The 26180-nt window shown below is 70.2% G+C and carries 22 protein-coding genes; 11 read left to right on the top strand and 11 right to left on the bottom strand.

Annotation, left to right across the window (positions count from 1 at the left end):
• Positions 1-168: 168 nt before the first annotated feature.
• The 3 genes from Q0P88_RS12900 (at position 169) to purQ (ending at position 1836) form a co-directional block, all read left to right on the top strand.
• Positions 169-690 carry an adenine phosphoribosyltransferase gene (locus Q0P88_RS12900; RefSeq protein ID WP_295014769.1) on the top strand — a complete coding sequence of 174 codons (522 nt, stop codon included), beginning with the start codon at positions 169-171 and terminating at the stop codon, positions 688-690.
• Positions 691-883: 193 nt separating this feature from the next.
• Positions 884-1132 carry a phosphoribosylformylglycinamidine synthase subunit PurS gene (gene purS, locus Q0P88_RS12895; protein ID WP_295014768.1) on the top strand — a complete coding sequence of 83 codons (249 nt, stop codon included), beginning with the start codon at positions 884-886 and terminating at the stop codon, positions 1130-1132.
• 2 nt (positions 1133-1134) lie between these two features.
• Positions 1135-1836, top strand: coding sequence for a phosphoribosylformylglycinamidine synthase subunit PurQ (gene purQ / locus Q0P88_RS12890; RefSeq protein WP_295014782.1), 702 nt, complete (start codon positions 1135-1137; stop codon positions 1834-1836).
• A gap of 271 nt (positions 1837-2107) precedes the next feature.
• Here the strand turns inward: purQ and Q0P88_RS12885 are convergent, their stop codons facing one another.
• Both Q0P88_RS12885 and Q0P88_RS12880 read right to left on the bottom strand, forming a co-directional pair.
• Complete coding sequence (locus Q0P88_RS12885; RefSeq protein WP_295014767.1) at positions 2108-2536, bottom strand: DUF1761 domain-containing protein; 429 nt, start codon at positions 2534-2536, stop codon at positions 2108-2110.
• Positions 2537-2637: 101 nt separating this feature from the next.
• Positions 2638-4194: an SDR family oxidoreductase gene (locus tag Q0P88_RS12880; protein WP_295014766.1), complete on the bottom strand. Its 1557-nt coding sequence runs from the start codon at positions 4192-4194 to the stop codon at positions 2638-2640.
• A gap of 212 nt (positions 4195-4406) precedes the next feature.
• Between Q0P88_RS12880 and Q0P88_RS12875 the strand changes: the two genes are divergently transcribed.
• Complete coding sequence (locus Q0P88_RS12875) at positions 4407-5327, top strand: 2-hydroxyacid dehydrogenase (RefSeq protein WP_295014765.1); 921 nt, start codon at positions 4407-4409, stop codon at positions 5325-5327.
• Between the two features lie 83 nt (positions 5328-5410).
• Complete coding sequence (locus tag Q0P88_RS12870; RefSeq protein WP_295014764.1) at positions 5411-7075, top strand: glycoside hydrolase family 13 protein; 1665 nt, start codon at positions 5411-5413, stop codon at positions 7073-7075.
• A gap of 22 nt (positions 7076-7097) precedes the next feature.
• On the opposite strand, the gene Q0P88_RS12865 is transcribed toward Q0P88_RS12870, so the two are convergent.
• From Q0P88_RS12865 to Q0P88_RS12835, 7 genes are all read right to left on the bottom strand, one after another.
• Complete coding sequence (locus Q0P88_RS12865) at positions 7098-8345, bottom strand: MFS transporter (protein ID WP_295014763.1); 1248 nt, start codon at positions 8343-8345, stop codon at positions 7098-7100.
• Between the two features lie 125 nt (positions 8346-8470).
• Positions 8471-10723 carry a glycoside hydrolase family 3 N-terminal domain-containing protein gene (locus Q0P88_RS12860; RefSeq protein ID WP_295014781.1) on the bottom strand — a complete coding sequence of 751 codons (2253 nt, stop codon included), beginning with the start codon at positions 10721-10723 and terminating at the stop codon, positions 8471-8473.
• A gap of 26 nt (positions 10724-10749) precedes the next feature.
• Entirely contained in the window at positions 10750-11685 is a 936-nt protein-coding gene (locus Q0P88_RS12855) for an ABC transporter permease (protein ID WP_295014780.1), read from the bottom strand.
• 143 nt (positions 11686-11828) lie between these two features.
• Positions 11829-12902, bottom strand: coding sequence for an ABC transporter permease (locus Q0P88_RS12850; protein WP_295014762.1), 1074 nt, complete (start codon positions 12900-12902; stop codon positions 11829-11831).
• Positions 12899-13711, bottom strand: a complete 813-nt coding sequence (locus tag Q0P88_RS12845) for an ABC transporter ATP-binding protein (protein ID WP_295014761.1) — start codon at positions 13709-13711, stop codon at positions 12899-12901. The genes Q0P88_RS12850 and Q0P88_RS12845 overlap by 4 nt, the downstream gene beginning before the upstream one ends.
• Positions 13708-14532, bottom strand: a complete 825-nt coding sequence (locus tag Q0P88_RS12840) for an ABC transporter ATP-binding protein (RefSeq protein ID WP_295014760.1) — start codon at positions 14530-14532, stop codon at positions 13708-13710. Before Q0P88_RS12840 ends, Q0P88_RS12845 begins: the two co-directional genes overlap by 4 nt.
• A 79-nt stretch (positions 14533-14611) precedes the next feature.
• Positions 14612-16288, bottom strand: a complete 1677-nt coding sequence (locus Q0P88_RS12835) for an ABC transporter substrate-binding protein (RefSeq protein WP_295014759.1) — start codon at positions 16286-16288, stop codon at positions 14612-14614.
• A 153-nt stretch (positions 16289-16441) separates the two neighbouring features.
• On the opposite strand from Q0P88_RS12835, the gene Q0P88_RS12830 reads away from it, so the two are divergent.
• Together Q0P88_RS12830 and Q0P88_RS12825 are read left to right on the top strand one after the other, a co-directional pair.
• Complete coding sequence (locus tag Q0P88_RS12830) at positions 16442-17086, top strand: TetR/AcrR family transcriptional regulator (protein WP_295014758.1); 645 nt, start codon at positions 16442-16444, stop codon at positions 17084-17086.
• Positions 17087-17096: 10 nt separating this feature from the next.
• A complete protein-coding gene (locus Q0P88_RS12825; protein ID WP_295014756.1) occupies positions 17097-18311 on the top strand; it encodes an amidohydrolase in 1215 nt (404 codons plus the stop codon).
• A 65-nt stretch (positions 18312-18376) separates the two neighbouring features.
• Here Q0P88_RS12825 and Q0P88_RS12820 read toward each other — a convergent pair whose 3' ends face one another.
• Positions 18377-19066 (bottom strand): GTP pyrophosphokinase family protein, encoded by a 690-nt coding sequence (locus Q0P88_RS12820; RefSeq protein WP_295014755.1) that lies wholly within the window; start codon positions 19064-19066, stop codon positions 18377-18379.
• Between the two features lie 249 nt (positions 19067-19315).
• Here Q0P88_RS12820 and Q0P88_RS12815 point away from each other — a divergent pair, with 249 nt between their 5' ends.
• On the top strand, positions 19316-21442 hold the full coding sequence (locus Q0P88_RS12815; RefSeq protein WP_295014753.1) for an APC family permease: 2127 nt from the start codon (positions 19316-19318) through the stop codon (positions 21440-21442).
• A gap of 63 nt (positions 21443-21505) precedes the next feature.
• Here Q0P88_RS12815 and Q0P88_RS12810 read toward each other — a convergent pair whose 3' ends face one another.
• Complete coding sequence (locus Q0P88_RS12810; protein ID WP_295014751.1) at positions 21506-21763, bottom strand: hypothetical protein; 258 nt, start codon at positions 21761-21763, stop codon at positions 21506-21508.
• On the opposite strand from Q0P88_RS12810, the gene Q0P88_RS12805 reads away from it, so the two are divergent.
• From Q0P88_RS12805 to kdpB, 3 genes are all read left to right on the top strand, one after another.
• Positions 21726-22781 (top strand): MFS transporter, encoded by a 1056-nt coding sequence (locus tag Q0P88_RS12805; protein ID WP_295014750.1) that lies wholly within the window; start codon positions 21726-21728, stop codon positions 22779-22781. The genes Q0P88_RS12810 and Q0P88_RS12805 overlap by 38 nt on opposite strands.
• The gene (gene kdpA, locus Q0P88_RS12800; RefSeq protein WP_295014748.1) at positions 22781-24466 is read left to right on the top strand and encodes a potassium-transporting ATPase subunit KdpA; all 1686 of its coding nucleotides are present in this window, start codon (positions 22781-22783) and stop codon (positions 24464-24466) included. The genes Q0P88_RS12805 and kdpA overlap by 1 nt, the downstream gene beginning before the upstream one ends.
• Positions 24463-26180, top strand: a 1718-nt coding sequence (gene kdpB / locus Q0P88_RS12795) for a potassium-transporting ATPase subunit KdpB (RefSeq protein ID WP_295014746.1), incomplete at its 3' end; no start/stop codon positions are given. The genes kdpA and kdpB, both read left to right, overlap by 4 nt.

Here is a 26180-nt window from a genome sequence, read left to right as displayed (position 1 = left end):
ACGAACGTGGGAGCGCTCCCACACGTCCGGCCAGCGTATGGGAGCGCTCCCACCGTGTCAACGGCTTCTCTCCCGGAGCCGATCCCGGAGGAGCCCCGGTCGCGGCGCGCGACCACCCGCGACGACGGTGCGCGGCGGGCGGCGACCTCGGCCGCGTACCCTGGTTCGGTGACCTCCTCCGCCGCTCTCGTCCGCGCCGAATCGCTCATCCGCTCGATCCCGGACTACCCGCAGCCGGGCGTGCTCTTCCGCGACATCACGCCGCTGCTCGCGGACCGCGAGGCTCTGCACGCCACGACGGCCGCGCTGGTCGAGCCGTTCCTCGGATCCTTCGACGTCGTCGCCGGGATCGAGGCCCGCGGGTTCATCCTGGCGGGCGCGGCCGCGATCGCCGCGAACACGGGGTTCGTCCCGATCCGCAAGGCCGGCAAGCTTCCGGTGCCCGCCGCCGCCGTCGAGTACACGCTCGAATACGGAACCGCGACGATCGAGATGCACGAGGATCTGCCGGCGGGGGCGCGCGTGCTGCTCATCGACGACGTGCTCGCGACCGGCGGCACCCTCGCCGCGGGACGGACGATCGTCGAGCGGCTGGGCTATTCGGTGGCCGGGATCTCCGTGCTCTTCGAGATCGAGGCCCTCCACGGCCGCGCGAGGACCGGCGACGTGCACACGGTGTTCCGCAGCTGAGCCTCGGCCGCGTCCGTTCTCAGGACGTATCCGCGGCATCGCGGCGCCATCGCGCCGTCCGCGGCCCATGCGCCGATCCACCCTGAGAACGGTCGACGGAGGAGGGCGCTTCGCGCGGGACGGGCGCGACGGAGCAGACCACGGCCGGAGGCTAGACTGGCCCTGCCCCCGCCCGCGACTTCCGGAGCCTCGAATGCCCACCATCGTCGTCGACGTCATGCCCAAATCCGAACTGCTCGACCCCCAGGGGAAGGCCGTGTCCGGAGCGTTCGCCCGCACGGGTGTCACCGCCTTTTCCGATGTGCGCATCGGAAAGCGCTTCGAGCTCACCGTCGAGGGCGAGGTCACCGACGAGGTCCTCGCCGAGGCCCGCCGCGTCGCCGAAGAGGTGCTCTCCAACGCCGTCATCGAGGACGTCGTCGGCATCGAGGTCGCCGAATGACGGTGCGGATCGGGGTCGTCACCTTCCCCGGTTCGCTCGACGACCGCGATGCGCAGCGCGCCGTGCGGATCGCCGGCGCCGAGCCCGTCGCGCTCTGGCACGGCACGCACGACCTCGACGGCGTCGACGCCGTGATCCTGCCAGGAGGCTTCAGCTACGGCGACTACCTGCGCAGCGGCGCGATCGCCGCGCTGTCGCCGATCATGACCGAGGTCAAGGACGCCGCCTCGAAGGGAATGCCGATCCTGGGCATCTGCAACGGCTTCCAGATGCTCGTCGAGGCGCACCTGCTGCCGGGCGGCCTGATCCGCAACGACCACCAACACTTCGTGCGGCGCGACCAGAGGCTCACCGTCGAGAACGCCGACACCGCATGGACGAACGAGTTCTCCCGCGGGCAGGAGATCGTCATCCCGCTCAAGAACGCCGAAGGGGGCTACATCGCCTCCGACGAGACCCTGGACCGAATCGAGGGCGAGGGCCTCGTCGCCTTCCGGTACACGGGCGTGAACCCCAACGGATCGCTGCGCGACATCGCGGGGCTCACGAATCCGGCGGGCAACGTCGTCGGTCTGATGCCGCATCCGGAGCACGCGACCGAGCCCGGCTTCGGCCCCGACACCTCCGCTGCGATGCGCAGCGGCATCGACGGTCTGCCGTTCTTCACGAGCGCGATCGCCGCGGTCGCCCGCATCGCCGCGTAACCCGCCCCACGATTCCCGGTTGTCTCACCGGGCCTGACCCCCGCCCCTGTCGCGGAGCGTCGCGATTCGCAGACCCCCCTCTAGCGTCGAAGCATCCCGGACGATGGAGGACCGCGGGGGCCCGTTCGTGCACGGCATGATCCGGGAGGCCGCTGTTCGACGATCCGCGTCCGGGCGAGATCCGGGATCCGGTCATCGTCGACCTGCTCGAGCGGGCCCCCTACGATGAGGGCGTCACCCTGCACCGCTACGCCATGCGGCGCTGAACGGATCAGCCGAGCGCGGGAGGCCAGACCCCGATCAGCACGGCCATCACAACGACCGTGACGAGCTCGTGCGCGATGTTCAGCACGGTCAGCGAACGGGGACGCCCCTCGAACGCGTCATGCGTGATGAAACGCGCGGCCGTGAACCCCATCCACAGCGTGATCGACGTCACCAGCGCCGAGACGAAGAAGGATCCGCCGGAGAAGTGCCAGGCGATCGCCGTCGCCCCCGCGAGCACCCACGCGGTGATGAAGCTCACGACCACCGTCGCGATGATGGCCAGGACGGGGTTGCCCTTCGGGTTGTCGAGGTCGATCCCTGCGAGGCGGGCCCAGCGCGTGCCGAACACACCGCGCGCGTACCAGACGGATCCGACGACCATGCTCGACGCGGTCGCGAGCAGAACGGCCCAGTAGTTGATCTCGGGAACCATCGCGACGCTCCTTCGGGACGGGATCCGGACGGTGGATCCGGTGCGCTCAGGGTATCGCCGCGTACGACGTCAGGATTGCACAGTCCCCAGGGGCTGAGCAGTCACCAGGGGCTGGGCTCGTAGTCCTTCAGGAACACGCCGTGGACGTCCTCCCCTGCCTCGCCGCGCACGATCGGGTCGTATACCCTGGCTGCGCCGTCGACGAGGTCGAGCGGGGCGTGGAAGCCCTCTTCGGCGAGGCGCACCTTCGTGTAGTGCGGGCGTTCGTCGGTGATCCAGCCGGTGTCGACGGCGGTCATCAGGATCCCGTCGGTCTCCAGCATCTCCCCCGCGCTCGTGCGCGTGAGCATGTTCAGGGCCGCCTTCGCCATGTTCGTGTGCGGGTGGCCGGGCCCCTTGTACCGCCGAGAGAACTGGCCCTCCATCGCCGAAACGTTGACGATGTGCTTACGGCGCGCGGGCGACGCGGCCATGGCCGGACGCAGCCGGCTGATGAGCAGGAAGGGCGCCGTGGTGTTGCAAAGCTGCACCTCGAGCATCTCCAGCGGATCCACCTGGTCCACGCTCTGCACCCAGCTGTTCACCCGGTTCACGTCGGGCACGAGACCACCCGCGTCGATCGCGGTGCCGTCGGCGTGCTTCGCGAGCGAGGAGGATCCGGGCGCCATCGCGAGACGGGCGAGCTCCTCCGCGGTGAGCGCCTGTCCGCCCTGCTCGGCGATCGTGCCGCCGAGAGAGGCGATCGAGAGCAGCGGATGCGCATCCACCGAGGCCTGCAGCGCCTCCGGATGCGGATCCGCGGTGTGGCCGAAGGTCTCCATCTCGGGTAGCGGCCCGTCCGGGAGCGGCTGCAGCTCGGCGTCGGCGAGGAGCGAGTAGGCGCCGGGTGAGCGGCGGACGGTCTGCGCGGCGTTGTTGATGAGGATGTCGAGGGGCCCCTGGGCCGCGACGGAGTCGGCGAGGGCGATCACCTGGGCGGGATCGCGCAGGTCGATGCCGACGACCCGCAGCCGGTGCAGCCAGTCGGCGGAATCGGGGAGGGCCGCGAAACGACGCACCGCGTCACGCGGGAAGCGCGTCGTGATCGTCGTGTGCGCGCCGTCGCGGAGCAGCCGCAGCGCGATGTGCATGCCGATCTTCGCGCGACCTCCGGTGAGCAGCGCCCGCTTGCCGGAGAGGTCGGTGCGGGCGTTGCGCTTGCCGTGGCTGAACCGCGCGCAGTCCGGGCAGAGCTGGTGGTAGAACGCGTCGACCGTCGTGTAGGGCTGCTTGCAGATGTAGCAGTTGCGTGGCTTGAGGAGCTCTCCGGCGACCGGAGCGTCCACGACGCTCGACGCCAGGTCGAGGCCGCGCGTCTCGTCGTCGATGCGGTCGGGGGCGCCGGTCGCGGTCGCCGCGATCACGGCCTTGTCGGCCTCGGCGATCGCGTCGCGGATCTCACGACGGCGCACGCGCTTGGCGGCCTTGAACATCGCGGCCGTCGCGCGACGCACGGCCACGAAGTCGGGGTGGTCCTGCGGGGTCTCGTGCAGGGCGGCGAGCACGCGCAGGGTCGTGGCGAGGTCGGCGGGATCGAGGCCGGATCCGGCGGCGTCGCCGTCCGTCGAGGCGCTGCGGTCGCTCGGCGTCGACGGGGCGTCGGAGGAGGCGTCGGTCATTGTCACGATTCTACGCGAGCACGCTGAACGGGATCCCGGACCCCGGCACCGGTTGCCCTTTCCCTCCTCTGGCCGTGTTCCCCTCCCCGTAATGGCGTTGCTCCGGGGAGGGGAAGCGCATACGGGGAGGGGAACGTGCTCCCGTGCGGCCGGGGTCCGGTCGGCGCCGAGTGGACCGCTCGCGCAGCGCTCTCACGGCCTACGCTCGTGGGGTGAGCTTCCTCGTCACCGTCCCGACCGCCGACCTCGCCGCCGATCTGCACCCGCTCCCCGAGGGGGTCGAGGTCCGGGTGTGGGACATGGCGACGCCGCCGCCCGCGCAGCGCATCGACATCGTGGTGCCGTCCTATCTGGGGCGCCAGCGCCTCTCCGCCCTGCAGGGACTCGAAGTTGGGCTCGTGCAGGGTCAGATGATCGGCTACGAGGCGATCATCGACCGCATCCCGGCAGGGATCCCCTTCGCGAACGCGGCGAGCGTGCACGAGCCGGCGACCGCGGAACTCGCCCTGGCCCTGACCCTCGCCGCGCAGCGGGAGCTGCCGCGGTTCGTGCGGGCGCAGGAAGCGGGCGTGTGGGATCGCGGATTCACGTCGAGTCTCGCGGATCGGCGCGTGCTGCTCGTCGGGATCGGCGGCGTCGGCACGGCGATCGCACGGCGCCTCGCCGGCTTCGAGGTCTCGGTCACCGCCGTGGGCCGCTCTTCGCGCATCGAACAGGTCGACGGCCTGGGCACCGTCCCGGTGCACCCCCTCGCCGCGCTCCCTTCGCTCCTGCCCGAAGCCGAGATCGTGATCCTTTCCCTTCCCGGCGGCGAGGCCACGCATCGCCTCTTCGACGCGGCGATGCTCGCCCGCATGGCCGACGACGCGCTGCTCGTGAACGTCGGCCGGGGCACCCTCGTCGACACCGACGCGCTGGTCGCCGAGGCGGGACGGATCCGCGCAGCGCTGGACGTCATGGACCCCGAACCGCTGCCGGAGGGCCACCCCCTGTGGAACGCGCCCGGCGTGCTGCTCACCCCGCACGTGGGGGGAGCGTCGAGCGCGATGGAACCCCGCATGGCGGCCCTCGTCCGCACTCAGATCGACCGCATGCGCGCCGGCGAGGAGCCGATCAACCTGATCCCGCGCTGAGGCGCGCGACCGACGGCATGTAGCCGACGGCCCGCGGCCATCAGCGCTCCGGGCCGACGCGTCGGATCCCGTAGCCTGATCGCATGGCAGAGATCGAGCAGCAGTCCGCCCCGGGATCCGAGTGGTGGCGCACCGCCGTCATCTACCAGATCTACCCTCGCTCCTTCGCCGACGCGAACGGCGACGGGATCGGCGATCTGCCGGGGATCACCTCCCGGCTCGACGCACTGAGCGAGCTCGGGGTCGACGCCATCTGGCTGAGCCCGTTCATGCCGAGCCCGCAGAAGGACGCGGGCTACGACGTCTCGGACTATCGCGGCGTGGATCCGCTGTTCGGCACGCTCGACGACTTCGACACGATGCTCGCCGCCGCCCACGAGCGCGGGATCCGGGTGATCGTCGACCTGGTCCCCAACCACTCCTCCGACCAGCACCGCTGGTTCCAGGACGCGCTGAAGGCCGCACCGGGCAGCCCGGAGCGCGCCCGCTACATCTTCCGCGACGGCAAGGGGCCGCACGGCGACCTGCCCCCGAACAACTGGGAGAGCGTGTTCGGCGGAGGGATGTGGACGCGCGTGACCGAGCCGGACGGCACTCCGGGGCAGTGGTACCTGCACATCTTCGACACGAGCCAGCCCGACTTCGACTGGACCAACCCCGACGTGCGCGAGGAGTTCCGCGGGGTGCTGCGGTTCTGGCTCGATCGGGGGGTCGACGGCTTCCGGGTCGACGTCGCCCACGGCCTCATCAAGAAGGACGGCCTGCCCGACTACACGCCCGATCCCGAGGGCGGCTCGATGGGCGGCGACGAGGACGACGTGCCCTACTGGGGTCAGTCCGGCGTCCACGAGATCTACCGCGACTGGCACGCGCTGCTCGCCGAATATCCCGGCGAGAGGGCGCTCTGCGCCGAAGCCTGGTTGCCGACGCTGGAGAAGACCGCGCTCTGGGTGCGTCCCGACGAGATGAACCAGGCGTTCAACTTCGGCTACCTGATGACGCCGTGGGACGCGGAGGAGCTCTCGACCGTGATCCGGGAGTCGCTCGACGCGTTCGGGGGCGTCGGCGCGCCCAGCACCTGGGTGCTGTCGAACCACGACGTGATCCGGCACGCCTCGCGCCTCGCGCTCACGGTGGAGAGCCCGCAGGGCGACGGGATCGGCCCGCGCACCGAGCCGAAACCCGATCGCGCGCTCGGTCTCGCCCGCGCGCGGGCGGCGACCACCGTGATGCTGTCGCTGCCCGGCTCTGCCTACCTCTACCAGGGCGAGGAGCTGGGGCTGCCGGAGGCGATGGAGATCCCGGACGAGTTCCGGCAGGATCCGACCTGGTTCCGCACCAAGGGCGCGCGGTACGGGCGCGACGGGTGCCGCGTGCCCCTGCCTTGGAGCGGCACGTCGCCGTCGTACGGCTTCAACGACACCGGGGCGAGCTGGCTGCCGCAGCCCGCGGAATGGGCCGAGTACGCCCGGGCCGCGGAGGAGGGCGTCGACGGGTCGACGCTGGAGCTCTACAAGGAGCTGCTACGAGGGCGCGCCGAACGGGGACTCGGATCCGGCTCCCTCGTCTGGGAGGATCTCGGCCGCGGGACGGTCGCGTTCCGCCGCGGGGATCTGCACGTCGCCGCGAACCTCGGCGAGGTGCCCGTCGCGCTTCCCGCGGGGGCGTCGGTCGTCGTCGGAAGCGGCCCGCTCACGGGCCGGGAGCTCCCCGTCGACACCGCCGTCTGGTACACGCTCGCCGACTGAGCGGGAGCCTGTGCCGCCGCGGTCAGGCGGGATCGAGCGCGCCCAGGGGCGGCTCGACGATCGGCGTGTCCAGGTGGGCGCGGCGCACGGGCTTGATCCACCGGACGGCGACGAGATGCAGCGCGAGCGTGATCGCGAGGATGATCGCGGAGAGCGGCACGAGGTGATCCGGGACGACGCCGGCGGCGAGCGCGATCCCTCCCAGAGCGCTGCCGAGCGCGCTCCCGAGCGACATCGCGCTGTTGTTCAGGGCGAGTACGAGGGCGACCACCGACTCGGGCACCATCGACGCCAGACGCGACTGGAACGCCACCCCCGACCCGCCGTTGAAGAACGCGGCGACGAGGAACCACGCCACCGCCACGGCAGCGCCGGCGAGGCCGGGCAGCAGCAGACCGGCTCCGGCGGCGAGCGCGCTCACGACGAGCGTGGCGCAGATGATCGTGATCCAGCCGAGGGGGCCGCGCCGGTCGACCCGGCGACCGGCGACGATGTTCCCGGCGAGGCTGACGATCCCGTAGCCGAAGAGCACGGCGATCATCGGATAGCCCTCCCCGATCCGCGGGCCGATGATGAGCGTCGCGTAGGTGAAGCAGAAATAGCTCGCCGCCATGAGTCCCAGGGGCGGCAGCAGCAGGAACAGGATCGTCGGCTGCGTGAGGGGGCGCAGCGCCTCGCGCAGGGGCAGGGCGGGAAGGCGCAGTCGCGGCACTTGCAGCAGGATCCCGCACAGCGCGAGGATGCCGACCCCGACGACGAGGAACAGCGGGATCCGCCAGTCCTGCTGCCCGATCACGAGACCGATCGGCACGCCGAGCGCTGTCGCGAACAGCCACCCTCCCATGACGAGCGAGAGCGCCCTGCCCCGGCGGTGCTCCGGCGTGCGGGCCACGACGTAGGAGGCGATCACCGCGTTGAGCAGCGCGCCGCCCAGGGCGGACACAATGCGCCCGATCAAGGCCCAGACATAGAGCGGGGCCAGGGCGACGACGAGGTTGCCGAGCACGAAGACGGCCAGGGCGAGAGCGATCGTCCGCTTGCGCTCCCAGCGTCCGGTGAGGGCCCCGAGCAACGGTCCGGCGATCGCACCGGTCGCGGCGAACACGCTCATCAGCTGTCCCGCGGCGGCGGCGTCGACGCGGAGATCGGCCGCGATCTGCGGGAGCAGCCCGGCGAGCACGTAGCCGTCGATGCCCATGGAGAACGTCGCCACGGCGAACCAGATCAAGGGACCCGATCCGCCCGTTCCGGGGGCTCGCTTCGTACGCACCCGCTCATCCAAGCAGAGCGGATCGACGCAGCGTGAGGATTCCGTCGAAATCCGTACGAATTGTCGGACCCTCCGTCGCCCGCGCGTCGGGGGCACGGTCGGGCCGTGGGCGGCCGGCGAACGGATCATCCGCCGGAGGCGACCACCTCGAATCCGGCCGCCTGCAGAACCTCGTCCCTGGACGAGGGCCCGACGAGCAGCTCGAAAGCGCCCGGCTCGACCCGGCGGACCCCCGCCGCGTCGACGATCGTGCAGTCGGCGACGGGGAGGTCGATCCGCACGCGGACCGACTCCCCCGGCGGCACCTCGACCTGACGGAACGCCTTGAGCTCCTTGTCCGTCCAGCTCGCGCTCGTCACCGTGTCGCGCACGTAGACCTGCACCGTCTCGAGGACAGGACGCGCCCCGGTGTTCGTGACCGTCACCGCCGCGCGGACCGTGTCCGCCTCGTCGAGCTCGACCGCGTCGAGGGACAGATCCGCATAGACGACGGTGGAGTAGGAGAGTCCCTCGCCGAAGGCCCAGGCGGGGCTCTGCGTCAGGTCCGCGTAGCGGTCGCCGTGCTGCCCTCGGAGCTGGTTGTAGTACGTCGGCTGCTGGCCCACGTGCCGCGCGAACGAGATCGGCAGGCGTCCCGAGGGCTCCACGCGACCGGCGATGATCTCGGCGACGGCCTGTCCCCCGCGCATACCGGGATTCGCCGCCCAGAGCACGGCAGCCGCCCGCTGCACCGACGGCGGCAGCACGAGCGGCTTCGACGCGAGCAGCACGACGACGACCGGCTTCCCCGTCTCGATGAGAGCATCCAGCAGAGCGATCTGCCCACCGATCAGATCGAGGGTGGCCGTCGAGCGTCCTTCGCCGACGAGCTCGATCCGATCGCCGACCACGGCGACGACGACGTCCGCCTCCTCCGCCGCGGCCACGGCCTCGGCGATCAGGGCCGGGTCCGGCGCGCTCGGCACGACCACGGGCGGACGCGGCTGGCCGTCCGGGAAGGTCGCCCCGCTCGGATCCTGCTCGAGCGTGAGGATCTCGGCACCCCGCGCGTACCGCACCTCGACATGTTCGAGTCCGCGCAGCCCCTCGAGCACGGTCGTGATCATCTCCCGCGGCTGGCCGTCGAGCCAGCCCGCCTGACCGGATCCCCCCGCCCAGTCGCCGAGCTGGGTCTGGGCGTCGTCCGCGAGGGGGCCGGCCACGGCGATCCGTACCGGACGCGACAGCGGCCCCGGTGCGTCGGCGCCGCCGAGCGGTAGCGTCCCGTCGTTCTCGAGCAGCACGATCGAGCGCCGCGCGATCTCCAGGTTGAGCGCGGCGTGCTCCGCGTTCCCGACCACCGCGTCTCGGCGATCCGACGGCAGCCGCGGATCCTCGAAGAGACCGAGGTCGAACTTGAGCGTCAGGATCCGGGCGACCGCGGCGTCGAAGTCGGAGGACGACAGCATGCCCTTCGCGACGGCGTCCCGCGCACCCTCGAAGAACAGCGGCGTGGTCATCACCATGTCGTTGCCCGCCTTCACCGCAGCGGCGGCGGCGTGCGTGTGGTCGGGCTGCACCTTCTGCTCCCAGACCATGCGACCCACGTTGTCCCAGTCGGTGATGAGCGTACCCGAGTACCCCCACTCGCCCCGCAGCACGTCGCTGAGCAGCCAGTCGTTGACCGTGATGGGCACCCCGTCCATCGACTGGTACCCGAGCATGAAGGTGCGGCACCCCTCCCGCGCCACCCGCTCGAACGGGGGAAGGAACCAACTGCGCAGTTTGCGACGGGAGATGTCCGCCTCGCTCGCGTCGCGCCCGCCCTGGGTCTCGGAGTATCCGGCGAAGTGCTTCGCGGTCGCGAGGATGGCGGTGGGGTCATCGAGCCCGGCCCCCTGGTATCCCCGCACCATCGCGCTGGCGAGCTCCCCGATGAGGAAGGGATCCTCGCCGAACGTCTCGTTCACACGCCCCCACCGCAAGTCCCGGGCGATGCACAGCACCGGAGAGAACGTCCAGTGCACCCCGGTCGCCGCGACCTCCTCGGCCGTCGCCCTCGCGACCCGCTCCAGCAGCGCGGAATCCCAGGACGCGGCCATGCCGAGCTGCGTCGGGTAGATCGTGGCGCCGGGCCAGAACGAGTGTCCGTGGATGCAGTCCTCGCCGACGAGCAGCGGGATGCGCAGCCGGGTGCGCTGCGTGAGGCGGTTGGCCTCGACGATGCGCTCGGGCGACGTGTGCAGGATCGAGCCGACGTGGCGCCGCAGCACGTGGTCGGCGAGGTCGTCGCGTGCATCGAGCTGGAGCATCTGCCCGATCTTCTCCTCGACGCTCATGCGGCCGAGCAGATCGGCGACGCGGTCCGCGGTCGACCGTGTCGGGTCCTGGTAGGGCATCGTGTCCTGGATGGGGGCGGTGGTGCTCATGCAGTGGTGCTTTCTGGATCGGATCCGGCGCGACCGGGGCCAGGACCGGTGCGCACCGCGGTCACGGCCGAGTTCTGGTCGATGCCCCGCTTCTTCAGGGCTCGGGCGCGCTCGCCCGCGGAGCGCAGACGGGGGTTGACGTACTCGTCGATGCCGAAGTTGATGAGGGACAGCGCGACACCGAGCAGCGCGATGCAGAGCCCGGCCGGCACGTACCACCACCAGTAGTCGGGGAACGCGTTGTTCTGCTGCGCCCAGAACAGGATCGTCCCCCAGTTCAGGTTCGACACCGGGATCACGCCGATGAATGCGAGCGTGGTGAGCCCGAGGACGGCGGCGGTCATCGTGCCGACGAAGCTCGACGCGATGATCGCGAGGAGGTTCGGCAGCATCTCCACCAGGATGATGCGGTGCAGCGGCTCGCCGTTCGCCCTGGCGGCCTGCACGAAGTCGCGGTTGCGCAGCGACATCGTCTGGGCGCGGAGCACGCGAGCACCCCACGCCCAGCCGGTCAGGCCGAGCACCGCGGCGATCACCGGCAGCGGTGGATCCTCGAACTGCGAGGCGACGATGATGATGAGCGGCAACGCGGGGATGACGAGGAACACGTTCGCGAGGGCGGACAGCGACTCGCTGCGCCAACCGCGCAGGTATCCCGCCGTCACCCCGACGACGATCGCGAGGACCGTCGCCATGATCGTCGCGAGGAACCCGACCAGCAGCACCCCCCGCGTGCCGTAGACGAGCTGGCTGAAGACGTCCTCGCCGATGTGCGTCGTGCCGAGCAGATGGGCGAGCGACGGCGGCTGAAGGGTCTGGTCGAGGTGCTGCGCCGTCGGCGGGTAGGGGGCGATCCACGGTGCGAACACCGCGACGAGCACGAAGACGCCGAGGATGATCAGCCCGGCGGCGGACTTGGGGTTCGCGAACATCGCGAGCGACGCGCGCAACGGCGACAGGAACGTCCGCCGGGAAGCCGGCGCGGGATCCGCGGTCAGCACGGCTACGGTGTCCGGCGTGCCGAGTCCGGCGGGCGAGGCGAGCACTTCGGGGCTCTCTGCAGGGACGTTCATGGTCAGCTCTCCGTCTGGCGTGTGCGCGGGTCGAGGACGGCGTAGACGACGTCGGCGATGATGTTGGCCACGAGCACGGCCAGGACGAGCACGAGGAAGATGCCCTGCATGAGCGCATAGTCCTTGGCCGACGTCGCGTTGAGCAGCAGCAGCCCGATCCCGGGATAGGAGAAGACCATCTCCATGACGATCGTCCCGCCGACGATGAAGCCGAGCGACAGGGCGAAGCTCTGGATCTGCGGCAGCACCGCGTTGCGAGCCGCATAGCGCCACAGCACCCGACGATTCGGCATCCCCTTCGCCTGCGCCACCGTGATGTAGTCCTCGTCGAGCACCGTCAGCATCATGTTGCGCATGCCGAGGACCCACCCGCCGAGCGAGGCGATGACGATCGTGAGCACGGGCAGCGCGGCGTGGGAGAGCACCTGACCGATGAACTCGCCGTTCCAGCCCGGCTCGACGCCGACCTCGTAGGCGTGACCGGCGGGGAACCATCCGAGCGCCGAGGAGAAGATCGCGATGAAGATGAGCCCGAACCAGAAGTACGGGACGGTTCCGAGGAACGTCGTGACCGGGACGAGGGCGTCGAGCCTGCTGCCCCGCTTCCAGCCGATCACGGCCCCGAGCCCGGTGCCGACCGCGAAGGAGATGACCGTCGCGGTGCCCACGAGGCCGAGCGTCCACGGGAGCGCCGAGGCGATCGCCTCGCTCACCGGTGCCATGCCGGTCGAGATCGAGACGCCGAGGTCGCCGCGCAGCAGCATGCCCCAGTAGTCCAGGTACTGGCGCCAGAGCGGCACCGAGCTGTCGAGACCGAACATGAGCCGCAGGGCCTTCTCGGCAGCGGGGGTGAGCTGCCCCTGGCTTCGCGCCATGAACGACGAGACGGCGTCCCCCTTCATCATGCGCGGGATGAAGAAGTTGATCGTGATGGCGGCCCACGCGGTGAACACGTAGAACAGCACCCTGTTGAGGATGAAGCGCCACGGCACCGAGAACCCGGTGCGCTCGGCCTTCGTCGCCGTGGTCCCGACGAGCGTCGGATCCGCGGTCGGTGCGATCGGTTCTGCGCTCACTGCGCACCTCCTGCGATCGTGGCCGCGGGGCGACCGAAATGCTTCTCCGGATCCGGCGACGCCGCGCGCAGTTCCCGGGTGTACGGATCCTGCGGGTCGAGGATCACGGCGTCGGCCGGACCGCGTTCGACCACCCTGCCCTGGTTGAGCACCATGATCTCGTCGCTGAAATGACGCGCGGTGGCGAGATCGTGGGTGATGTAGAGCACTCCGAGGCCTTCCTCGCGCTGCAGCTCGGCGAGGAGGTTCAGCACGCCGAGGCGGATGGACACGTCGAGCATCGAGACCGGCTCATCGGCGACGAGCAGCGCGGGACGCGAGGCGAGGGCCCGAGCGATCGCGACGCGCTGACGCTGTCCGCCGGAGAGCTCGTGCGGACGCCGGTCGATCACCGACCCCGGATCCAGGCGCACGCGATCGAGCAGCCGGCGCACCTCCGCGTCCACCTGTCCCCGAGGCACGACCCGATCGAGCAGGAGCGGGCGCTCGAGGTGATGCCGGATGGAGTGGTACGGATTGAGCGACGCGAACGGATCCTGGAACACCATGCGCAGCCGCTGGCGGTAGGCGCGCAGCCCCTTGCCCGCCCGCGGGATGGGCTCGCCGTCGAGGAGCACCTCACCGGACGTGGGCCGTTCGAGCTGCGTGAGGATCTTCGCGATCGTCGACTTGCCGCTGCCCGATTGCCCGACGAGACCGATGGTCTGGTGGGATCCGAGGGCGAAGCTCACGTCGTCGAGGGCCTTCATCCTGCCCGCACCGCGGACGTTGTAGACCTTCGTGACGTGGCGGACCTCGAGCGTCGTCATCGTCGCACCATCCCTCTCTCTCCGGTGAGCCGCGGGAAGGAGGCGAGGAGCATCCGCGTGTACTCGTGCTGCGGGTTCGTCCAGATCTCCTCGGCGGAGGCAAGTTCGACGATCTCGCCGGCCCGCATGATCGCGATCCGGTCGCTGATCTCGAGCAGGAGCGGCAGGTCGTGGGTGATGAAGACGACGGAGAAGCCGAACGCCGTGCGCAACTGCGAGATCTGCGTGAGGATCTCGCGCTGCACGAGCACGTCGAGCGCCGTCGTCGGCTCGTCCATGACCATGAGTTGCGGACGGAGGGCGAGCGCCATCGCGATCATCACGCGCTGCCTCATCCCCCCCGACAGCTCGTGCGGGTACGAGCGCAGACGCTGCCCGCCGACCTTCACGATCTCCAGCAGCTCGACGACGGCGTCACGCCGCTCGGCCCTGTTCATCCCGGGGCGGTGCACGCGGAAGACGTCGTCGAGCTGTGCCCCGATGGTCGCGACGGGGTTGAGCGCGTTCATCGCCCCCTGGAACACCATCGAGATCCGGTCCCAGCGGAACCGCCGCATCTGCTCGACGTCGAGGGCGTTGACGTCGATGTCCTCCCCGGAGGCGTCGTGGAAGGTGACGCTGCCGCTCGTGATCACCGCCGGGGGCTTGAGCAGGCGCTGCACGCCGTAGGCGAGCGTGGTCTTCCCGCACCCGCTCTCGCCGGCGAGCCCGACGATCTCGCCACGGCCGATGTCGAGGGTGACGCCTCTGACCGCCTCGACGGGCGGATCCACGTCGTACACGACCGAGAAGTCGCGCACGGAGAGAAGGGTGTCTGTCATGAGGGCATGCTCCGGAGCAGGGATCCGGTGACCGGGCGGGGCGCGATGCGGCTCCCCGCCCGGTCATCGGCGCGGACGATTACTGGACGGGCTTCAGCTTCATCACGACCTGGACCGCGGTGGCCTGGGTCGGATCCGCGGTCGCGTACTGGTCGTCCTCGCTCGGCCAGCCGGTGAACGAGCGGGTGTTGTACTCGCCGAGCTGCGGGTGGGTGCCGATCGGGATCGCCGGCACGTCCTCCACGAAGATCTTCTGCAGCTTGTTCAGGGCGTCGGTGCGCACCGCGTCGTCGGAGGCCTGGGCGTACTGCGCGAGCAGTGCGGTCGCCTCGGGGTTGTCGTACCGGCCGAAGTTGTCGGCGACCTTGCCGCCGGAGGCCTGGGCCAGGTAGGCGCCGTTCATGACGTCGTCGTAGATGTGCCAGGGATTCGTGCCCGATCCGGTCCAGTGCAGCACGGCGTCGAAGTTCCCGGTCGCGACGTTGCTCGTCCAGGTGTCGGCATCGGGCGTCGCCACCTTCGCGTCGGCGCCGAGAGTCGCCTTCACCTGGGTCGCGACGAGCTGGATGCCGGTGACGTAATCGTTCCAGCCCTGCGGATCCTGCAGGGTGAAGGACACGGGAGCGCCGGACGGATCCATGAGGGCGTTCTTGTCCCAGGTGTACCCCGCGTCGGCGAGCACCTTCTTGGCGCCGTCGACGTCGATCGAGAACTCGGTGTCCTTGTACTCGGCCGCGATGTACTGGTCGCCCGTCGGCTGCGGGATACCTGTGACATTCTTCAGCTCAGGTCCGGCGTTGCTGCGCGCCTTCTCGGCGTGCGCCTTGCGGTCGACGACCATGTTCACGGCCTTGCGGAACGCGGGGTCGTTGAACGGCTTCTTCTGCGTGTTGACGAGGATCATGTCCGGGCTCAGCACGTTCGCCGCCCAGAACACGTTGTGCTTCGGGTCCTTGTCGACGTAGTTCTTCTGGAAGTCGGTGATGAAGATCTGCGACCAGTCCGTCTCGCCGTTCTGGAGACCGCGGAGAAGTCCCGTGTTGTCGTTGTACTCGAGGTACTTCAGCTGCGCGACGGGGACCTTGCCGCCCCAGTAGTCGGAGCGGGCCGTGAGCACGACACCCTGCGAGGAGAACGTCTTGATCGTGTAGGGACCGGTGCCGACGGCGTCCTTGGCCGGATCCTTCGTCGGGTCTGAGATGCTCTTCCAGATGTGCTCCGGCACGATCTGGGTCTGCAGCACGTCGCCCTGCTTGACGAACTTCGACTCGGTGAAGGTGAGCACGACGTTCCCGCCGTCCTTCACGACCTCCTTGAGCTTGAGGCCCGCGAGGTCGAGCGCCGGGGTGTTCTTGATCAGCGAGAACGTGAACACGATGTCGTCCGCCGTGAACGGCTTGCCGTCGCTCCAGGTCACGCCCTCGCGCGGGGTGACGGTGAGCTGCGTGTAGTCGTCGTTCCACGCCACCTTCGAGGCGAGCCACGGCGTCGTCTCGTTCTTGCCCACGGGGTTCACCATCGCCAGGGGTTCGTAGATCATGCGCGCGTAGCCGAGCGAAGCGCCGGACCCGGTCGTGATGAACGGGTTGTTGATCTGGGTGGACAGCACCGCCGCGCCGTCCGGCTTGGCGATGGTGAGCGAGCTCTTCGCGCCGCCCTCGGATCCGGACGATCCGCCGGACGAGCATCCCGCGAGCGCGAGCGCGCCGACCACGGCGAGCGCGGACACTCCGATCAAGGTCTTCCTGAGCCTCATTGCTTCTCCTTCTTGGCGGACACGGCCATCGTGCCCGGGACCGGTGCAGAGCGACGGCGGGCGAGCCGACCGCCTTACTTACTGTCGAGAAAGTAAGCTGAGGGCGAGGTTACTCGACGGTAAGCTCATCGCACAAGCAGAGGGGGCGACGAGATGGTCGCGAACGCAGGGGGCACCAGGACGCGCCCCGAGACCGAGCGCAAACGCACCGAGATCCTGCGGGCCGCGATCGAGATCTTCGGCGCCAAGGGCTCTACCAACGGCACCCTCGCCGACATCGCCGAGCAGGTCGGCATGACCCATGCGGGCGTGCTGCACCACTTCGGCTCGAAGCAGAGGCTGCTCCTCGAAGTGCTCGCGTTCCGGGACCAGGACGATGTCGCCGACCTCGCCGAGCGGCACATCCCCGACGGCCCCGCCCTGTTCGTGCACCTCGTCGGCACCGCACTGCGCAACGCGCTGCGGCCGGGGATCGTGCAGGTCTACACGGTGCTCTCCGCCGAGGCCGTGACCGACGACCATCCCGCGCGCGCGTTCTTCCAGGATCGCTACCGCGTGCTGCGCGGCGAGGTCGACGCCGCATTCCGGGAGCTCTGCGCACAAGAGGGCGTCACGGATCCCGGAACCATCGAGAAGGCCGCGGCAGCCGTGCTCGCGGTCATGGACGGCCTGCAACTGCAGTGGCTGCTCGAGCCGGACGCGGTGGATCTCGCCGACGCGAGCGAGTTCGCGATCCAGGCCATCGTCAACGGCGTCCTGGCGCCGGGACCGAGGTTGCCCACATACGTGCGGCGATAGGCTCAGCGTCATGACGATCGACCTCGAAGCGCTCTTCATCGACCTGCACCGCAACCCCGAGCTGTCGTTCCAGGAGGTGCGCACCGCGGGGATCGCCGCCGCGCACCTGCGCGGGCTCGGCCTCGAGGTCGCCGAGGGCATCGGGCGCACCGGCGTCGTCGGAGTGCTCTCGAACGGCGAGGGGCCGGTCGTCTGGATGCGCGCCGACATGGACGCGCTGCCGGTGGTCGAGCAGTCCGGCCTGGACTACGCGAGCACGGCGAAGGGCGTCGATCCCGAGGGGCACGAGGTCGGGGTGATGCACGCCTGCGGGCACGACATGCACGTCACGGCCCTGATCGGAGCGATCGAGGAGCTCGTCGCCACGAAAGACCAGTGGTCCGGCACGGTGGTCGCGATCGTGCAGCCGGCCGAGGAGTTCGGCGCCGGGGCGAGGGCGATGCTCGATGACGGCATGCAGGAGAGGTTCCCCGCACCCGACGTCGTGCTCGGTCAGCACGTCACGCCGCTGCCCGCAGGGATGATCGGCGTGCGTCCGGGGCCGCAGATGTCGGCCTCAGACGGCCTGCACGTGGTCATGCGCGGCCGCGGAGGGCACGGCTCCCGGCCGCACTCCACGATCGATCCGGTCGTCATGGCCGCGGCGACCGTCATGCGCCTGCAGACCATCGTCTCGCGCGAGGTGGATCCCCATGACCTCGCCGTCGTCACGGTCGGCGCGCTGCACGCCGGCACGAAGAACAACATCATCCCGGCCGAGGCCACGCTCGATCTCAGCCTCCGCTACCCCGACGAGACGCTGCGCGAGAGCGTCCTCGCGAGCGTCGAGCGCGTGATCCGCGCCGAGGCGCTCGCGAGCGGCGCGATCGAGGAGCCGACCATCGAGACGCTGCACACGCTCCCCGCGACGATCAACGACGAGTCCGCGACCGAGCGGGCGACGGCCGCCTTCCGGGCCGCGTTCGGGGAGGACGCCGTCGTCGATCCGGGCCTCTTCACCGGCAGCGAGGACGTGTCCTGGTTCGCCCGTGACACCGGCGTCCCGCTCGTGTTCTGGTTCTGGGGCGGGATCGATCCGGCGCGCTACGCCGCAGCCGCCGCGAACGGCACGCTGCACAGCGAGATCGCGACGAACCACTCCCCGTTCTTCGCCGTCGAGATCCATCCGACGATCGAGGTCGGGGTGAGGGCGCTCACCGTCGCCGCCCGCGAGTTCCTCGACTGAGCACCGGTCGGACGCGCGGAGGAGGGACGACGTGCCTCGGCCGGAGCCCTCGCCGCCCCGCAGCCTCAGACCTCGATGATCGGCGCGAGGGCCGCGAGCGGGCTGTGCGCCTCCCGGTGCAGCCGCTCCATGCGCTCGTCGAGTTCGGTCGCCGCATCCGCGGCCGCCGTGAGGTCGTCGACGAGGCGCGGCGGCACCTGACCCTGGAACTTGTAGTGGATCTTGTGCTCGAGGCTCGCCCAGAAGTCCATCGCGATCGTGCGGAACTGCACCTCGACGGGAACCGCGATCGGCCCCGAGGACAGGAACACCGGCACCTCCAGGATCGCGTGCAGGCTGCGGTAGCCGTTCGGCTTCGGGGCGGCGATGTAGTCCTTCACGATGCGCACCGTGATGTCGTCCTGGGCCGCGAGCAGATCGAAGAGACGGTAGACGTCGGCGACGAAGCTGCACGTCACACGGACTCCAGCGATGTCGGTGATGTGCGTGCGGATCGAGGCGAAGTCCGGCTCCACACCGCGACGCGCGACCTTCTCGACGATACTGTCCGGCGTCTTGACCCGGCTCTTCACGTGCTCGATCGGGTTGTACGAGTGGTGGTGCGCGAACTCGTCGCGCAGGATCGAGATCTTGGTCTCGATCTCCCTCATGCCGAACTCGTACTCGTGCAGGAAGCGCTGGAACTCGTCCCGCAGCTCCCGCGCCTCCGAAAGGGTCTGGTTCAGCGCTTCATCGTCGACGGAAGCCGTGCTCATACAGGCGACGCTACGCAGTCCGCGTCCGGATCTCCTGTGTGTTCGTCCTGAGCGGATTCAACACGCCGGGGCGGGCGCGGACCGGAATCCGAGGAGGCGCACGGATCCGGAGAGCGCTCTCCCGCTCACGCGCGTTAGCCCAGGAATCGGCCGCGGGCTCCGCATCCGGGTGAAGAGTGATGCAACGGTGATGCAACAGCGGCTCCGCAGAATTGCGTCCGCCCCGATCAAGGCGTAATTTAGCGGCTCGTGGCAAATGACAGCCGTGAGAGCGCGGACGCCCCGCAGGTCGCCAAACGCATCCTCCTCGGAGAGCCGCTGAGCAGCGAGAAGGCGAACGAGCAGCTCCTCCCGAAGCGCATGGCGCTCCCCATCTTCGCGTCCGACGCACTCTCCTCCGTGGCCTACGGCCCGCAGGAGATGCTGATGACCCTCGGCCTCGGCGGTCTGGCGTTCCTCGCCTTCGCCCCCTGGGTGGCCGCGGCGGTGGTGCTGCTGCTCATCGTCATCGTGCTGAGCTACCGAAAGCTGATCCAGGCCTACCCCTCGGGCGGCGGCGACTACGAGGTGGCCTCCAAGAACCTGGGCGAGATCCCCGGCGTGATCGTCGCGGCCGCACTCCTCGTCGACTATGTCCTGACCGTGTCGGTGTCCATCGCCTCCGGCGTCGACAACATCATCTCCGCCGTGCCGCAGCTCAACCCGTGGCGGGTCGAACTCGCGGTCGGCTTCGTGATCCTCATCGTGGTCGTGAACCTGCGCGGCGTCCGCGAGGCGTCGACGTTCTTCGCGATCCCCACCTACGTGTTCGTCGGATCCGTCGGCGTCATGATCGTCACCGGGCTGGTCCGCACGTTCCTCGGCGACGCCCCCGTGGCCGAGAGCGCGCAGTACGCGATGCACGGCGAACACCTCGCCGACGCCGCCGTGATCCTGCTCGTGCTGCGCGCGTTCTCGAGCGGCTGCTCCGCCCTGACCGGCGTCGAGGCCGTGTCCAACGGCGTGCAGGCCTTCCGCATCCCGAAGATCGGCAACGCGCAGAAGACGCTCGCGATGATGGGCGGGATCGCGATCCTCCTCTTCACGGGGCTGACCGCGCTCGGACTCATCACCGGTGCGCGCTACGCCGAGAACCCCTGCCGCGACCTCGTCGGCTTCGACTGCTCGCAGCCGCAGCAGAGCCTCATGGCCCAGATCGCCTCCGCCGTGTTCGGCGGGGGATCCCTGCCGTTCTTCATCATCCAGGCCGCGACCGCCTGCGTGCTGCTGCTGGCCGCGAACACCGCGTTCAACGGATTCCCCCTGCTCGGCGCGGTGCTCGCCCGCGACGGGTACGCCCCGAAGGCGCTGAACACGCGCGGCGACCGGCTGGTCTTCTCCAACGGAATGATCGTGCTCGGCGTGGCCGCGGTCGGCGTGCTCGTGCTCTTCCAGGCCAACCTGACGAACCTGATCCAGCTCTACATCATCGGCGTGTTCGTTTCGTTCTCCCTGGGCCAGCTCGGCATGGTGCGGCACTGGAGGGCGTTGCTGCGGGGCACCAAGGAGATGAGCGTCAAGGCTGCGCAGCCGGTGCGCCGCACGGCGTACACAGGGCTCGCGATCAACTCGCTCGGGGCCACTCTGACGATCGCGGTGCTGGTGATCGTGACGATCACCAAGTTCACGCACGGGGCGTGGATGGTCTTCCTCGCCATCCCCGTGCTCAGCCTGCTGATGATGGGCGTCAAGCGCTACTACCGTGACGTCGAGCACGAGATCGCGGTGGACGACACCACGCACTTCGGCTCGGAGGGCGACGTCGCGATCGTCCTCGTCAGCCGCCTGCAGAAGCCCGTCGTCAAGGCGATCGACTACGCGATCGCGGCGAGGCACCAGAAGACCGTGGCCCTGCACGTCGCGGCGAACCCCGAGGACGGGGAGCAGCTGCAGCGCGACTGGCAGCAGCACCGCATCCCGATCCCACTCGTCATCGTCGACTCGCCGTACCGCACCTATGCCGGACCGGTCGAGGCCTACATCCGCAAGTACCGCGCGAAGCACGGCCCCGCCGTCGTGACCGTCTATCTGCCGCAGTACATCGTGGGCCACTGGTGGGAGTCGATCCTGCACAACCGCCGCGCGCGGCGGCTCGCGAACCAGCTCATGCTCGTGCATGGCGTGACGATCACGCTGGTGCCGTGGCTGCTCGACTCGTCCGAGCTCATCTACGGACGGCGTTCGCGTCCGGTGCCAGGGCAGGAGCGGGCAGGTCGTCCCGTCGCGGCCTACGGCGGCGCCACGGCCGGTCGTCGGGTGCAGCGCCCCGCGGGGCCGCCCGAGAAGGCCGGTCCCGAGGGTGCCGACGCGGCCCGCACAGGAGCCGAGAAGCACTGACGCGGTATCCCGCCGGACGGGCGTACCCGCCGCCGGGTGACCGCGCGGCGGATCGACGAGCCGTCAGCCCTGCGCGGCTCCGCGGGTGAGCAGCCGCATCCCGTCGGCGAAGAGATCATCGCCCGAGTGCGCGGAGAAGTAGTCGTCGACGAGCCGCTCCGTCACGCGCTCGGAGAACTCGGCCCGTCGCAGCGAGTCGTGCGCGCCGGAGACGATGCGGGCGCCGTCCCGGTGCGCGAGCATGGCTCCGCGCACCGCGACGAAGGCCGCGAGGAACCAGTGGGTGACCGGCGCGTACTCGGTCGTGTTCGGCAGCCTCATGCTGCTGTTCGGCGCGATCGCCGACCGGTTCGGCCGACGCAGGCTCATGCTCCTCGGGCTCCTCCTGCTCGCCGCCGCGGGGCTCGCGACCGCGGTCGTCACGACGACGGAAGGGCTCGTCGCGGTCCGCGCGGTCATGGGCGTGGCCGCCGCGATGACGACCCCCGGATCCGCCGCGCTGGCGTCCCGCCTGTTCGACGACGACGGGCTGAGGGTCACGGCGATCAGCCTCATCTCGACGATCGGCATCGTCGGCCTCGCGGTCGGACCCCTCGCGGGAGGAGCGGTGCTCGCCGTGGCGCCCTGGCGCGTCCTCCTGCTCGTGAACGTGCCGGTGGCCCTGCTCGCCGCGCTCGCGATCCGTCTCGGCATCGCCGCCGACGATCCGCACAGGCTGCACCGCGCGCCGATCGACGTGCTCGGCGCCCTCCTGGGCACGTCGGCGATCGTCCTCGCCCTCCTGGCGCCCACTCTGCTCCTCGACGACGGGGTCGGATCCGTGACTCCCTGGGCGGCCCTGGCCGGCGCGCTGCTCGCCCTGGCTCTGTTCGTCTGGAGGGAGCGCACGGCACGGCATCCGTTGCTGGAGCTGCGCCTGCTCGCCCAGCGATCGCCGCCGGGCGCTGGAGCGCCGCGCAGACCGCGCAGTTCCACACGGCCGCGTCCGCGTCCATGCTCGCCCTGGCGCTCGTCGCCGCCGTGCTCGTCGTCTTCGGCTCCCTGCACTCCCGCACCCGCTGACCCTGCGGCCTCGCGTCCGTGCGGAACGCGCATGGATCCCGGAGCAGGACGTGAGGAGAACGTGAGGATCGGGCTCCGGGAGCGATCCCCGCGGTTCGATCGGATCCGTGCTCGACATCATCTACGTGGCCTTCACGCTCGCGCTGTTCGCCCTCGCCGCCCTGATCGCGAAGGGGGTGGAGCGACTGTGACGTTCTTCGCCATTCTCGCGGCCGCCCTCGCGGTCGCCGCCATCGTCTACCTCGTGGTGGCCCTCGTCGCCCCGGAGCGGTTCTGATGAGCGGCGCGGACATCGGACTCGGCGTGCTGCAGGCCGCGACCCTGATCCTCGTCCTCGTCCTGCTGTACCGCCCGCTGGGCGACTACATGGCCCGGGTGTACTCGGGCGGGAAGGATCTGCGCGTCGAGCGCGGGATCTACCGGCTCATCGGCGTCGACTCCTCGACCGAGCAGACCTGGCGCGCCTACCTCCGCGGTGTTCTCGCGTTCTCCGTGGTCGGCATGCTGATCGTCTATCTGCTCCAGCGCGTGCAGCAGGTGCTCCCGCTCTCCCTCGGCCTGCCGCCGGTGCCCGAAGGGCTCGCGTTCAACACCGCGGCCTCCTTCGTCGCCAACACGAACTGGCAGTCCTACTCCCCCGAGCAGACCATGGGCCACCTCGTGCAGCTCGCCGGTCTCGCGGTGCAGAACTTCACCTCGGCCGCCGTCGGCATCGCGGTCGCGATCGCCCTCGTCCGCGGCTTCGCCCGTCGCGGCAGCAGCACGATCGGCAACTTCTGGGTCGACCTGATCCGCGGCCTGGTCCGCCTCCTCCTGCCGCTGGCCGTCCTCGCCGCGATCGCCCTCATCGCCGGGGGCATCGCCCAGAACCTCTCCGGCTTCACGACCGCGCACACCATCGCGGGGGGCACACAGGCCATCCCGGGCGGTCCTGTCGCCTCGCAGGAGGCCATCAAACTCCTCGGCACCAACGGCGGAGGCTTCTACAACGCGAACTCCGCGCACCCCTTCGAGAACCCGACTCCCTGGACGAACCTGCTCGAGATCGTGCTGATCCTGTGCATCCCGTTCGCGCTTCCGCGCACGTTCGGCCGGATGATCGGCGACGACCGCCAGGGCTTCGCGATCGCCGCCGTCATGGGAACGATCTTCCTGGTCTCGACCTTCGCACTGAGCGCTCTCGAGCTCGGCGGCGGCGGTGCGGCGACCCAGCTCGCCGGCGCCGCGATGGAGGGCAAGGAGCAGCGCTTCGGGATCCTCGGATCCACGCTCTTCGGCACCGCCTCGACACTCACCTCGACCGGCGCCGTGAATGCGATGCACGACTCGTTCACCCCGCTCGGCGGGATGATGCCGATGATCAACATGATGCTCGGCGAGGTCGCCCCCGGCGGCGTCGGTTCCGGGCTGTACGGCATGCTGATCCTCGCGGTCATCGCGGTCTTCGTCGGCGGCCTGCTCGTCGGCCGCACGCCCGAGTACGTGGGCAAACGGCTCGGTCCGCGTGAGATCAAGCTCGCGAGCCTCTACATCCTGGTGACGCCCACGCTCGTGCTGACCGGTACCGCGCTGAGCTTCGCGATCCCCGCGATCCGCTCCGACGTGGAGAAGACCTCGATCCTCAACCCCGGGCCGCACGGGCTCAGCGAGGTCCTCTACGCGTTCACGTCGGCGTCGAACAACAACGGGTCGGCGTTCGCCGGGCTCACCGCCAACACGCCCTGGCTGAACACGGCCCTCGGCGCGGCGATGCTGCTCGGGCGCTTCATCCCGATCGTCTTCGTACTCGCCCTCGCCGGATCGCTCGCCGCGCAGCAGCGGATCCCGGAGACCGCGGGAACCCTGCCCACGCACCGCCCGCAGTTCGTCGGGCTGCTCGCCGCGGTCGCCGTCGTAGTCACCGCCCTCACCTACTTCCCCGTGCTCACGCTCGGGCCGCTCGCCGAAGGACTCGTCCGATGACCACCGCACACCTCTCGAACCCCGAGCCCGTCGAAGGGCTCCGTCCCGTCGATGCTCCGGACGCGTCCGGCACCCCGCCGCGTCCGCCGCGCGCCTTCGGCGGCGCGCAACTCCTGCGCGCCCTCCCCGGCGCCCTGCGTCGCCTGAACCCCGCGACGCTCGTGCGCAACCCCGTGATCCTGCTGGTCTGGGCCGGTGCCGCCCTGACCACGGTCCTCGCCCTCGCAGAGCCGTTCATCGGCACGGACGGCCAGGACCTCCCCGCCGGCTTCACCGCGTCGATCGCGGTCTGGCTGTGGCTGACCGTGCTGTTCGCCAACCTCGCCGAGTCCGTGGCGGAGGGCCGGGGCAAGGCGCAGGCCGCAACGCTGCGCAAGACCCGCACGAGCACGCTCGCCCGGCGCGTGATCGGCTACGAGAAGGGATCGGATCCCGCCGCGGAGCGCGCCCGCACGGAGGAGGTCTCCTCGAGCGACCTGCGCCGCGACGACGTCGTCATCGTCGTCGCGGGGGAGGCGATCCCCGGCGACGGCGACATCATCGCCGGCATCGCGACCGTCGACGAGTCGGCGATCACGGGCGAGAGCGCGCCCGTCGTGCGCGAGTCCGGCGGCGACCGCAGCGCCGTCACCGGCGGCACGCGCGTCCTCTCCGACCGGATCGTCGTGCGCATCACGTCGAAGCCCGGCGAGACTTTCGTGGATCGCATGATCGCGCTCGTGGAGGGCGCCGACCGCCAGCGCACGCCGAACGAGATCGCCCTGAACATCCTCCTCGCGAGCCTGTCGATCGTCTTCGTGGTGGTCGTGCTCGCGCTCAACCCGATCGCGTCGTACTCGCACTCCGCGGTCGGCCTCGCGGTGCTCGTCGCCCTGCTCGTCTGCCTCATCCCGACCACGATCGGCGCGCTGCTGAGCGCGATCGGCATCGCCGGCATGGACCGCCTCGTGCAGCGCAACGTGCTCGCGATGTCGGGGCGCGCGGTCGAGGCCGCCGGAGACGTGACGACGCTCCTGCTCGACAAGACCGGAACCATCACCTACGGCAACCGCCGCGCCACCGACGTCCTCCCCGTCGCCGGCGTCGAGGTCGAGGAGCTGCTGCGTGCCGCGGCCCTCGCCTCGCTCGCGGATCCGACGCCCGAGGGCGCCTCCATCGTCGAGCTCGCCACGGTGCGGGGCCTGACCGTCTCCTCCCCCCGCGACGCGGAGAGCGTGCCGTTCACCGCACAGACGCGCATGAGCGGCGTGGACCTGGCCGACGGATCGCGGATCCGCAAGGGTGCCGGATCCGCCATACGCGCCTGGCTCGAGAGCGAGGGCGCGCTGACCACGCACGAGGCGGAGGCGGCCGCGGACGAAGCGGCGCGCCTCGCCGAGGGGATCGCCGCCTCGGGCGGGACCCCGCTCGTCGTGGCGGTGGCCGGCGGGACCTCCGCGGCGGCAGACGGCGTTTCGTCTCGCTCCGCTCGCTCAACGACCCCGGAAAACCCCCACCAGGGGTCGTTGAGCGAGGACGCCGCAGGCGCCCGAGACGAAACGCACCCCGCCCCCGCGCGGACGCGGATCCTCGGCGTCGTCCACCTCAAGGACGTCGTCAAGGAAGGACTCGCCGAGCGCTTCACGGAACTGCGCAGCATGGGCATCCGCACGGTCATGATCACCGGCGACAACCCGCTGACCGCGAAGGCCATCGCCGCCGAGGCGGGCGTCGA

It is taken from the genome of uncultured Microbacterium sp. (genome assembly GCF_945952435.1).
In the GTDB taxonomy this organism is placed as follows: domain Bacteria; phylum Actinomycetota; class Actinomycetes; order Actinomycetales; family Microbacteriaceae; genus Microbacterium.
Note: the sequence above shows the minus strand (reverse complement) of the source record. Positions and strands in the feature narration are given on the sequence as shown.

Bases quoted from the DNA above. Each gene is read 5' to 3' on its own strand.
- Q0P88_RS12825 (WP_295014756.1), top strand. From the start codon at position 17,097: ATGACGATCGACCTCGAAGCGCTCTTCATCGACCTGCACCGCAACCCC.
- Q0P88_RS12810 (WP_295014751.1), bottom strand. From the start codon at position 21,763: ATGAGGCTGCCGAACACGACCGAGTACGCGCCGGTCACCCACTGGTTC.
- Q0P88_RS12880 (WP_295014766.1), bottom strand. From the start codon at position 4,194: ATGACCGACGCCTCCTCCGACGCCCCGTCGACGCCGAGCGACCGCAGC.
- purS (WP_295014768.1), top strand. From the start codon at position 884: ATGCCCACCATCGTCGTCGACGTCATGCCCAAATCCGAACTGCTCGAC.
- Q0P88_RS12855 (WP_295014780.1), bottom strand. From the start codon at position 11,685: ATGTTCGCGAACCCCAAGTCCGCCGCCGGGCTGATCATCCTCGGCGTC.
- Q0P88_RS12820 (WP_295014755.1), bottom strand. From the start codon at position 19,066: ATGAGCACGGCTTCCGTCGACGATGAAGCGCTGAACCAGACCCTTTCG.
- Q0P88_RS12845 (WP_295014761.1), bottom strand. From the start codon at position 13,711: ATGACGACGCTCGAGGTCCGCCACGTCACGAAGGTCTACAACGTCCGC.
- Q0P88_RS12870 (WP_295014764.1), top strand. From the start codon at position 5,411: ATGGCAGAGATCGAGCAGCAGTCCGCCCCGGGATCCGAGTGGTGGCGC.
- Q0P88_RS12840 (WP_295014760.1), bottom strand. From the start codon at position 14,532: ATGACAGACACCCTTCTCTCCGTGCGCGACTTCTCGGTCGTGTACGAC.
- kdpA (WP_295014748.1), top strand. From the start codon at position 22,781: ATGAGCGGCGCGGACATCGGACTCGGCGTGCTGCAGGCCGCGACCCTG.
- Q0P88_RS12835 (WP_295014759.1), bottom strand. From the start codon at position 16,288: ATGAGGCTCAGGAAGACCTTGATCGGAGTGTCCGCGCTCGCCGTGGTC.
- Q0P88_RS12860 (WP_295014781.1), bottom strand. From the start codon at position 10,723: ATGCCCTACCAGGACCCGACACGGTCGACCGCGGACCGCGTCGCCGAT.
- Q0P88_RS12885 (WP_295014767.1), bottom strand. From the start codon at position 2,536: ATGGTTCCCGAGATCAACTACTGGGCCGTTCTGCTCGCGACCGCGTCG.
- Q0P88_RS12830 (WP_295014758.1), top strand. From the start codon at position 16,442: ATGGTCGCGAACGCAGGGGGCACCAGGACGCGCCCCGAGACCGAGCGC.